The sequence below is a fragment of the Parafrankia sp. Ea1.12 genome, from assembly GCF_900465275.1.
In the GTDB taxonomy this organism is placed as follows: Bacteria; Actinomycetota; Actinomycetes; order Frankiales; family Frankiaceae; genus Parafrankia; species Parafrankia soli.
The window spans coordinates 1-10,166 of record NZ_UBIZ01000487.1; the positions used below are offsets into that span (position 1 = coordinate 1).

Consider the following 10,166-nt stretch of genomic DNA (forward strand, 5'->3'; position numbering starts at 1 on the left):
GGCCAGGGCGGGCGGGTAGACCGTGTCGGGGGTGGATCCCAGCTCCGGGAGGGTCCACCAACGCCAGCCGAGAGTGGCCCGGCGCTCCACGTCGCTCCACGCCGCGTCGTCCACGTCGACCCGGTTCGGCAGGCGCGCCACGAAGAAGGACTCCTCCTGCCGGTAGTCCACGCCGAGGAAGGTGAAATAGGCCGTCCGGGTGGCGACGCAGGGCCCGAGGTCGGCGACGGTCACCCCGACCTCCTCCCGGATCTCCCGCACCCCGGCCTGCGCCGGCTCCTCCCCCGGATCGAGGCCACCGCCTGGCACATGCCACCAGGTGGGCCCGTCGGGAAGATCCGGATCGTGCGACCGGATGAGCAGGAAGGCGTCGGCGGGATCGAACAGGATGACCCGGGCGGCACGGCGGAGTACGGGCATTCTCTTAGCCTGCCAGTCCGGCCGGCACCCGAGGTGCGAATGTGGACGTCGTCGCCAGGCCTCGGCCCGTCGCCAGACCGGCCGACCCCGGCGATCACCGCCACCCGGGGAACGGGACCGGCGTCAGAGGCCGGCGGGCGCCCCGGCCAGCGCCGTGATCGCCTCCGGGTCGCCGCGCAGCTCGACCCGGGCCGCGGCGCGCCGCCCGAAAGCGAACAGTAGGAGCTCCTCGGGGGGTCCGACGATCTCGACCACCGGTTCGCGGCGCCGCAGGGTCAGCCGCCCGGGGGTGTCGGTGCGCTCGGCCACCACCCCGACCTCGCTGTGCCGGAACCCGGCGAGGCCGACCAGCCGGAGCGCGCCCCAGAGCGCCTCCCGGTCGGCGATCACGTCGTCACCCGGCTTCAGCCCGAGCCCGACGCCACCCACCGCACCACCGGAACCGCCCACAGCACCGGCGAGACCACCGGAATCGCCTACGGCGGCGAACCCGGGCGCGGCCCGGAGCAGATCCTCGGTGTGGACGTAGAACTCGATCGCGTTGGCGGCGTCGTCGACGACGGCGAACCGGGTCGGATGCCACCACGGCGGGCCCGCCCGGAACATCTCCACCAGCTCGGGGAAGGTGTGCGAGCGCATCGTCGCGCGCTCGGCGCGTTCGGTGACACCGTGCAGCGCGCCGACGACCAGGCCGGGTGCCGCCCACGGCACGCGCTCCCGGGTGACCAGGTGCGCGGCGAGGTCGTGCGCCGTCCAGCCCTCGCACAGTGTGGGGCTCGCCGGCCCGAGTTCGCGGAGGAGATCGGCAAGTTTCTCCCGTCGGGCCCTTGCCCGCCCAGCAGCCATGGCGTGACTCTAGGCCATGGATACGGGGGTAACGGCGCTTCAGAGCCGCCGCCGCGTGGACGAGCCGCCCACCCGGCTAACCCGGCTACTGCGCGGGCAGCCGGGCGACGGTGATGAAGAAGTCGTCGATCTGGCGCACAACCGCCACGAACCGCTCGAAGTCCACGGGCTTGGTGATGTAGGCGTTGGCGTGCAGGTCGTAGCTGCGCAGCACGTCCTCCTCCGCCTCCGAGGTGGTCAGCACGACGATGGGGATGCGCCGCAGCCGCTCGTCCGCCTTGACCTCGGCCAGCACCTGCCGCCCGTCCCGGCGGGGCAGGTTCAGGTCGAGCAGGATCAGGTCGGGCCGCGGCGCGCCGGCGTACGGGCCCTCCCCACGCAGGTAGGCCAATGCCTCGACACCGTCGCTGACCACGTTGAGGTTGTTCTTGAGCTTGTGGTCCTCGAACGCCTCGCGGGTCATCAGGACGTCGCCGGGGTCGTCCTCGACCAGCAGGACCTCGACCGGGACAACGGGCTCGGTCACGAACGATCTCCTGACTTCGGCGGGACGGCGGCCACGACGGGACCAGCAACCACGGCAGGACCAGTAACCGGACCGGGACCGGAGGACGGGACAGGACCGGTGACCGAGGCCGGCGGCGCCCCGTCCGCCTCAAGGTCGGCGGGCAGGACCACAGCCGGGCGTTTCGGGAGCGTCCAGCGGAAGGTGGTCCCGGACTCCACCGTACCGTCGAGCCAGATCCGGCCGCCGTGGAACTCGACGATCTTGCGGCACAGTGCCAGACCGATGCCGGTGCCCTCGTAGACGTCCCGCGCGTGCAGACGCTGGAAGATCACGAAGATCTTCTCGGCGTACTCCGGCTCGATGCCGATGCCGTTGTCCGCGCAGAACAGCTCCCACTCGACGTCGCGGTCGATCGCCCCGATCCGCACCCGCGGGGCCTCGTCGCCGCGGAACTTCAGCGCGTTGCCGATCAGGTTCTGCAGGAGCTGGGCCAGCAGAACGGGGTCGCCGGGCACCGTCGGGAGATCACTGGCGGTCACCTCGCCACCGGAGCTCTCCAGGGCGAGCGACAGCGTCCCGCGCACCCCCTCGAAGACCTCGTTCAGGCGGACGTTGACGAAGCTGTCGGTGGTGCGGCCGACCCTGGAGAAGGCGAGCAGGTCGTTGATGAGCTGCTGCATGCGCTTCGCGCCGTCGACGGCGAAGTGGATGTACTGGGTCCCGCGCTCGTCGAGCTGGTCGCCGTAGCGCCGGGACAGAAGCTGGCAGAAGCTCGCCACCTTGCGCAACGGCTCCTGCAGGTCGTGGGAGGCGACGTAGGCGAACTGCTCCAGGTCGCGGTTGGACCGGCGCAGGATCTCCGCCTGCGCCTCGGTGGACAGCCGCGCCCTGCGCGCGGCCTCGAGCTCACCGATGAGCTGCAGACGCATCGATTCGACGTCCCGCGCCAGGGTGACGATGTCGGGCGGCCCCACCGACTCCACCTCGTGCTCCAGGTGCCCGGCGGCGACCTCGCGGACGTCCGTGCCGACGGCCTCCAGCGGCCGCGTCACCCACACCCGCAGCGCTCGGAAGATGAGTGCCAGCAGCACGATGAGCGCCAGCGCGGCCACGACGAGCGAGATGACGAGCGTCCGCAGTGCGCTGGTGACGTCGTCCTGGGCCGCCAGCGCGGCGATCCGGACGGCGTCGTCGAAGTCCGCGGCCGCGGCGCGCACCGCGTCGAACCGGGTCTTGCCGAGAACGGGATCGAGGATTCCCGGCGAGTCGGTGCCCCCCCGGCGGACCGCCGCGATGGACGGGTCGGCGTAGTCGCGGTGCCAGTCCGTGATCCGCGCCTGGAGGACCCCGAGCAGCCGCTCGAGCTCCGGGCGGCCGGCCACCCGGCCGACGAGGACGGAGCTCAGCCTCACCTCGGACTGCCGCCCGGTCTCGTACGGGGTCAGGAACGCGGGGTCGCCCTGCAGGAGATACCCGCGCATGCCGGTCTCCTGGTCGACCAGGCTGGACGTCAACCGAACCGTGACTGTCTGCGCGGGCGCCAGGACGTCGCTGCGCACATGGATGGCGTCGTCGAGCCGGACCAGCGACCAGGCGACGATCCCGGCGGCCAGCAGCAGCACCATGGACAACGCGATGTACACCGCGGCGAGCCGTCGGCGCAGCCGCCAGCCGCGCATCCTGCGCAGCACCGCCGGTGCGGGCTGGTCACTCACGGGACCTGCCCACGGATGAGCAGCAGCAGCGCCACGTCGTCGGTCAGCGGGCCGCCGTTACGTTCCTCCACGCGGTCGATCAGGTCGTCGAGCAGGCCGTCCGGCCCGCGCTCGGGCCACAGTCGGGCCACCTCGGGCAGCACGCCCTCCCAGCCCAGCGGCTCCCCGCCCACGCTGTCGCGGCCCTCCAGCAGGCCGTCCGTCGCGAGCAGCAGCGCCCAGCGCTCACCGAGCTCGATGGTCACCTCGTCACTCACCGCCTCGTCGAGGATGCCCAGTGCCGGCACGACCACGTCACCGCGCAGCGCGGCGATCCGCGGGAACAGCAGCGCGGGCGGCGGATGCCCCGCGAGGGTCATCCGCAGGCTGCGCCGGTCCGGCGCGATCGCCAGCGCGCAGACCGTCGCGAAGATCTCGTCCCGTTCCCGCTCGCTGACCAGGACCTGTTGCAGGAAGCCCAGGCGGTCGGCGTCCGGAACACCGGCCAGTACCAGGGTGCGCCAGGCGATGCGCAGGCTCACCCCGAGCGCGGCCTCGTCCGGCCCGTGGCCGCAGACGTCGCCGAGCAGGACGTGCACCGTGCCGTCCGACGTCGACACCATGTCGTAGAAGTCGCCGCCGAGCAGGGCCTGCCGATGGCCGGGGCGGTACCGGGCCCGGTGGTCCAGCGTCGGGTCGTCCACCAGCGGCCTGGGGAGCAGGCCCCGCTCCAGGCGCGCCTTCTCCTCAGCCTGCAGCTCCGACTCGCGCAGCGCGAGCGCCGCGGTGTCCGCCCGCTCCCGCTCGATGGCGTACCGCACCGCGCGCAGCAGATCGCGCCCGTCCACCTGGCCCTTGACCAGATAGTCCTGCGCGCCCGCGGCGACGGCCTCGGCTCCGCGGTACTCGTCCACCAGGCCGGTGAGGACGACGACCGGCGCGCCCCGCTCGACGGCGAGCAGCCGGCGCAGGGCCGACAGGCCCTCGCTGTCCGGCAGCCCCAGGTCCAGCAGGACGCACGCGGCCTTCTGGGTGTGGAGGATCGCCTCGGCGACCGTCCGCACCCGGGTGAGCCTGAGCGGGGCGGCCACCTCGTCAAGGAGCTCGGACACCAGGAACGCATCGGTGTCGTCGTCCTCGACCAGCAGGACCGCCCAGCTCACACCTTCGGCGCTCTCCGTGCCGGCTACCGGCGGCCGCACGACAAGGCTCTCGCTTCCGGACACATCTCCTCGGCAGGGACGACAGGTCAACGACAGGTCACGTGCAGATGTCGGATCAGGCAGAACCGACCCATGTCGGGCCGCGCCCGGACTTCGCAGCATGGCATGACGAAAGGGCCGTGCGAACGATGGAACGCCGAATCACACAACGCGAGCGCGCTCGAACGCTCGCGGGTCAGGTAGTTCTCACCATCTGGTGACACCGGGACGGCCCGATCCGGGCGGGCGGCGCGGATCGGTCAGGGAACGCGCCCGGCCAGAAGGCGCCCGGTCGGGACGCACCCGGCCAGAACGCGAACAGAGCCGGGAGGCGAACAGTCAGGGGGCGAACAGTCAGGGGGCGGTCGTGCGGGCGTGGCGGCTCGGCTCCCGCTGCGGCTGGTCCGCGGTCGGGCGGCCCAGCAGGTACCAGCCCCACAGCCCGGCGGGTGCCGGCGCGCGGATCGGCCGGCCCGCCACCGCCCGGGCGTCCATGGTGTCGAGCAGGTGATCCCAGCGCCCGGCGACGCGGGCCGCGAGCCGGCTCGAGCGGCTCGGCCCGTGCCCGAGGTGCGGATGGGGCCGGGTGGGCGCCCGCCGCATGGCCCGCTCGAAGTCGATGCGCAGCCGGCGCCGCCGGGTGTCGGAGAGGACCGACTCCAGCTCGTCGAGCAGCTGGTCCTCGGCACGGGCATGGGCCGCGGCGAGGTCGGTCAGGTCGTCGCGGAGCTCGGCGAGGCCGCGGCCCGGGCGGTTCAGATCCCCCTGGACGTACTGCTCCATCCCACGCATCACCGACGCCGCCTCGCGCGCCAGCACGCGCAGGGCCGCCGTCCGTGCCCGCCCGTGCGGAACCAGCCGGGCCGCCCGCGGGTACACGACACTTTCCATCACGCTCAGGTGGGCACTGAAGGCCGCGACCGCCACGTCACTGGCGTGCAGGGTCTGTCGAGGGTCCGCGGGGAGCACCTGGGCCCGGCCGGCGAGTTCGAGCAGGTCGCTGGCATCCTGGTGTGCCGCGTGGACCAGACCGGCCAGGGAGCGAGCCTGACTGTCGTGATCCTGGTTGTTGTGGTCCTGGCTGTCGTGATCGCTGTGGTCGCTGTGGTCCGTCTTGTTGGTGTCGGCCATGGCAGACCTCCTGTACCACCAAGCTACGCCGACGCGTATCCGACCGCATCACTCCGCTTACACATCCAGCGGCTGTCGTCCACCCGAATCACACATTTTTCCCAGTCCTTACAGGACCATGCCTACGGTACGGAGGGTTTCGGCTACTGTTCAGCACATGCTCGGCAGCGTCGCCCCCACCCCACTGAGCGAGGCGATCATCGCCGCCCGTTCGCGGCTCGGCCACGCTCGCAGTCTTCTGATCCGCCAGGAGCTACCACCCCTGGGCCACCTGATCATGCGTCATCAGATGCCCGTCCCCGGCGGCGCGGAGGCGCTGTGGGCCATCGTGTCGTCCTGGCCGGATCTCCACTCGATCCGCGGCCGGAGCCTCAACGACGGCGCCCACCCCGCGCTGCTCCACGTCCGGATGGGCAGCCCCGTCGTCATCCCGGCCGCCGCGGTGATCGACTGGGCCGTGATCGGCGACAACGGCCAGATCAAGGAGGGCGGCTGGACGCGCGGGCTCGACGCCTCCACCACCGCTCTCCCCCGGTGACCGCCCGTCGCGCGTGGTGGCCTCGTCCCTGGTGACAGCTCCCCTGGTCACAGCTCCCTGGTGACAGCTCCCCTGGTGACCGCTCCCCTGGTGACCGCCCGCGGGCGGCGCCGGGTCAGTCGCCCCAGCCGGTGATCTCCACGCCGCGAGGGTGCTCGAGCCGGTAGGACAGCGTGATCTCGCGGCTCGAGCCCGGCTCGAGCTCCAGCTCCCAGGTAAGCAGCCCCAGATCGGTGTGCTCGGTGGCGGCGGGAGCGGTCACGACCTCCCTGACCTGGATGTTCTCGTGCCGGGAGACCGGCACCTGGTCCCGTACGGTCACCCGGGCCCGCATCGGCGCGTGGTTGGTGACGGTGGTGCGGTGGACGACGTCCGTCCGCCGGGTGTTGCCGACCACCCGCCGGCCGGTGACCCGGCTGACCAGCTCGCGTTCCACCCTGATGCGGTCGTCCACCCCGAGCCGAAGCTCCATCTCCCCGCCGGGCGGGACGAGCTCGAGGCGCGTGGTGCCGACGAACTCCGGGCCGTGGAAGACCGACGCCTTACCTGGCGGCAACGTGTGCGACGAGGTGTTCACGACCGCGGCGCGCAACAGCGCCTCGGCGGCGAGCTTGGGCACGGTGACGTGGTCGAGAACGGCGTCGAGCTCGATCACTGCCACGGTGGTGCGGTGCGGGTCCCCGTCCGCGGGTACCGCCACCGGCCGCGGCGGGCGGTAGGTCGACGCGGGGCCGGCCGACTCCAGCGTGGCCTCGGCGGCAGCCATCGGCGGCGGGGCCGATGCCGGTGCCGCCATCGCCGCCGGCATGAAGGTCGTCACGCCGTCGCCGCCACCGCCCCTGCCTTCGCCGGGCGCCTTGGCCCGCCCGCGGGGAAGGACCCGCGGGCGGGCGATGTCCACATACTGCGGGCTCAGCTCGGGCAGGTCGACGCCGCTGGACGGGCGGGCCGTGGACAGCCGCAGGTCCGTCACGGGCCAGTCCTCGCCGGTGCGCTGGCTGATCATCGCGAACCAGGTCAGGGTGACCCGCTCGCCGTCCAGCCGGGCGTCGTAGCCGGATCTCCAGGAGGCGGAACGGACCAGGTAGGAGACCTCCAGGTCCACCAGCGAGGCTGTCCCGTCGACCAGCGCGCCCTCCGCCGGGCCGCCGGCCGGCGCCTCAGCCGAGCTCCCCGCCGGGCCTTCGGTGGCCGTCGGCGGCTCGAGGTCGACGACGATCGCGCGGGTGTCCGGCTCGGGCCGCGCGTGGCGGGCCTCGATGACCCGGCCGAGCACGGTCAGCTCCCGCTCCGTCTCCTCCCGCCGTTCGGCGAGCGCCCGCCGGCGCGCGTGGACGGCCGACATCTGCGCCGCGAACGCGTCGCCGACAGTGACCAGCCGGGCTGCCGCGTCCCCGGGCCCGTCGCCCTCGCGGTCGGTGCCTTCGCGCGCCCAGCCGCGCGCGAGGGCGCCGGCTCCCACCCGGGCGGCCACGTCGAGGAAGGAGCGGCGGGCCCGCTCGGTCTCGTCCTCGTCGCCGATCTCGGCCAGGTGCGCGCGCAGCTCGGCCTGGCGGGCGCGCAGGTCGGCGAGGGCACCGGCGTCGGGGGTAGCCCGGGCCTGGGAGACGACCCGCACCCCGAGCACCCGCGCGGAGCCGGTGCCGCTGACCCGCACCGAGTCCTCGTCGAGCTCGAGCGGCAACCCGCTGAGAGTCACCTCGACCCGCTCGGACGGCGAGCCGGGCGTCGCGACATCGAACCGGCCACGGCGGGTCACGCGCGCGGCGGTGGGATAGACGACCACGGCGCTGATCGGCGCGTCGAGGAGCACCGACGGCGGCGCGCCCGTCGGTGCGCCCGTCGGTGCGTCAGGAAGGTCAGGTGTGCCGTCCGCCGTGGACATCATCCGGACACCATACGGTCGGCGACCGTGCTATCCCCGTGGGGCACCGCTGATCCCGATGCCGCCCGATGCCGCCCGGGCCGGGCGGCCGCGGGGCCCGTTACGGTCCGCCCGTCCAGGGAGACCCGAAAGGTGCGTCACCGGCCCCGTCCACCAGGACCGCGGCGCCACGGCAGGCTCGCGGCGGCGGGCGCCGGGCGGCTGGCCCGCGTGCGACCGTGGCCCCGGTGGCCGACGCCGCCCGCTCGACCGGGGTGGAACGCCACACTGAAGATCGTTTTTTGGTGGGCGCGCCGAGCTCCAGGCGACGGCCGAGCCCTCCGCGGCCATGACCTTGCGTCACCGTCAGACCGGAGGCAGGCACCGCGCCGGCTCGACCGCTCGCAGGCGAAGGCCTTCAGGCCCGCGAGCCCGGAGGCCATTCGGCCCATACCCGGCCGAGGAAGCAGCGGCCCGACCGAAGGTCATATCCCACAGCCGCGGAAATGCCCGGTGGACGTCGATCCGATCACCGGAGGGGACCGGCCGTTCGACGCCCCCACCGGGCCTGGAACAACATCGAGTGCACCACCAGGATTGCTGAACGGACCTCGCCCTCCGTATGACTCCGCGGCCGCTTCCTGACTTCGCGTCGACCCGCTCACGACCGCGGAACCGCGCCGGCGACCGGTCATTGCGACGCCGCACAGCTCTGGTCTCTGGCCGTCCGACGCAGGTCGTCGGATCGGTCTCCCGGCGCGGCGGTACGGCTCACCAGGAACGGGTGGGAGACCACGCCGAATCAGCCCAGCAGGGAGGACCCGCCAAGCGGCCATCAGCCGATCGGATAGGCATCGATCCGATCAGCGCTGCGCGTAGCCGTTCCGGCTGGAGATCGGGAAGGCGCCAGATTCGCGCCGCCCGATTCGATTGTCCGACGATCTCACCGATGGTGGCCGCAGTGCCCGACAGCCCGTTCCATCCGATCAACGGAAACCGCGCTCCGTATACCGCGTATGCCGCGCCCGGCCGGGGTGCCGGAGCCCGCGACCTAGCCGACACCGAAGCCAGAGATATTACTCACAGTAACCATCATCGTCAGCGAGACCCGCGGCCGGGAGCGGCCGAATCCGCTTCCGACGCCTCTGGCCGCATCCCGTGGTGGTACGGGGTGTTGTGGGTATCGAGTCCGAGCGTCGTCTGCCCGCGCGGCAAGTCGGGTTGATCCCGCGCAGACAGGGGTATCCGTTGGTCGACACCCGATACGCGACACCCGTCTCCGTCGCCGTCTGTTGGCCGACGGCCGGATCCGGCCGACCGCATGCCGGAAACCCGATGCGTCGACTAACGTAACCAACCGTGTCGGAACTTCGGCGACGGTCGCGAGTGGCGTGGTGGCGCACATCCCACGCATTGCCGGACCGCGCCGCGACGCCCACGGGCCGGCCCGGTGCCGCTGCCAGCCGCCGGAGCCGGGCATGACACACCCACGCCCGCAGCACCACGAGATCTCCGTACTGCCCGACCGCGAGGACCTGATGGCCGAGCTGGCGAGCCGGCTCGAGGCCCTGGACGCCCTGCTGAGCCGGCTCGAGGATGCCGAGCGCCAGGCCGCGGACGCCGGTGAGCACCTCATCCGGACACGGCAGTGGCAGGAGGACACGGTCCGGACCATCCAGGAGGAACGGGCGCGGATGCGCCAGCGCCAGCAGGCCCTGGACGACCTGGCCGAGCACGCCCGCGCGGCCGTCGAGGCCCTGCACGGCAGCCACCGCTCGCTGCCGCCCGAGGTGAAGCAGCTCGAGATCGAGCTCCAGGTCCTCAACAGCTCCGGCTTCCTGACCCGGCGCAACGGCCGGGCTCGCTGAGCGGCGGTCCCCGCCGGGCGTCGAACGCTCCTCCTCCTCCTCCTCTCAGCCCCTGGTCCTCCTCTCAGCCCCTGATCAGCCCCTGACCCCTGGCC

General features: G+C 72.8%; 9 protein-coding genes. 2 read left to right on the forward strand and 7 right to left on the reverse strand.

What is annotated here, in order from left to right; translation table 11 throughout:
- The 6 genes from FMEAI12_RS29110 to FMEAI12_RS29135 all read right to left on the reverse strand — a co-directional run.
- On the reverse strand, positions 1-420 hold a 420-nt coding region (locus FMEAI12_RS29110; protein WP_112108575.1), incomplete at its 3' end, for an NUDIX hydrolase.
- A 123-nt stretch (positions 421-543) separates the two neighbouring features.
- On the reverse strand, positions 544-1,266 hold the full coding sequence (locus FMEAI12_RS29115) for a TIGR03085 family metal-binding protein (RefSeq protein WP_071064795.1): 723 nt from the start codon (positions 1,264-1,266) through the stop codon (positions 544-546).
- 85 nt (positions 1,267-1,351) lie between these two features.
- Positions 1,352-1,792, reverse strand: coding sequence for a response regulator (locus tag FMEAI12_RS29120; protein WP_020463930.1), 441 nt, complete (start codon positions 1,790-1,792; stop codon positions 1,352-1,354).
- Positions 1,789-3,453, reverse strand: a complete 1,665-nt coding sequence (locus FMEAI12_RS29125) for a sensor histidine kinase (protein ID WP_112108571.1) — start codon at positions 3,451-3,453, stop codon at positions 1,789-1,791. The genes FMEAI12_RS29120 and FMEAI12_RS29125 overlap by 4 nt, the downstream gene beginning before the upstream one ends.
- Positions 3,454-3,485: 32 nt before the next feature.
- Positions 3,486-4,694 (reverse strand): PP2C family protein-serine/threonine phosphatase, encoded by a 1,209-nt coding sequence (locus tag FMEAI12_RS29130; protein ID WP_112108572.1) that lies wholly within the window; start codon positions 4,692-4,694, stop codon positions 3,486-3,488.
- A gap of 330 nt (positions 4,695-5,024) precedes the next feature.
- Positions 5,025-5,801: a hemerythrin domain-containing protein gene (locus tag FMEAI12_RS29135; protein WP_112108573.1), complete on the reverse strand. Its 777-nt coding sequence runs from the start codon at positions 5,799-5,801 to the stop codon at positions 5,025-5,027.
- Positions 5,802-5,958: 157 nt separating this feature from the next.
- On the opposite strand from FMEAI12_RS29135, the gene FMEAI12_RS29140 reads away from it, so the two are divergent.
- The gene (locus FMEAI12_RS29140; protein WP_235014738.1) at positions 5,959-6,339 is read left to right on the forward strand and encodes a hypothetical protein; all 381 of its coding nucleotides are present in this window, start codon (positions 5,959-5,961) and stop codon (positions 6,337-6,339) included.
- 115 nt (positions 6,340-6,454) lie between these two features.
- Here FMEAI12_RS29140 and FMEAI12_RS29145 read toward each other — a convergent pair whose 3' ends face one another.
- Complete coding sequence (locus tag FMEAI12_RS29145) at positions 6,455-8,227, reverse strand: DUF4139 domain-containing protein (RefSeq protein WP_112108574.1); 1,773 nt, start codon at positions 8,225-8,227, stop codon at positions 6,455-6,457.
- Positions 8,228-9,681: 1,454 nt separating this feature from the next.
- Between FMEAI12_RS29145 and FMEAI12_RS29150 the strand changes: the two genes are divergently transcribed.
- Entirely contained in the window at positions 9,682-10,071 is a 390-nt protein-coding gene (locus tag FMEAI12_RS29150; RefSeq protein WP_071064785.1) for a hypothetical protein, read from the forward strand.
- Positions 10,072-10,166: the final 95 nt, after the last annotated feature.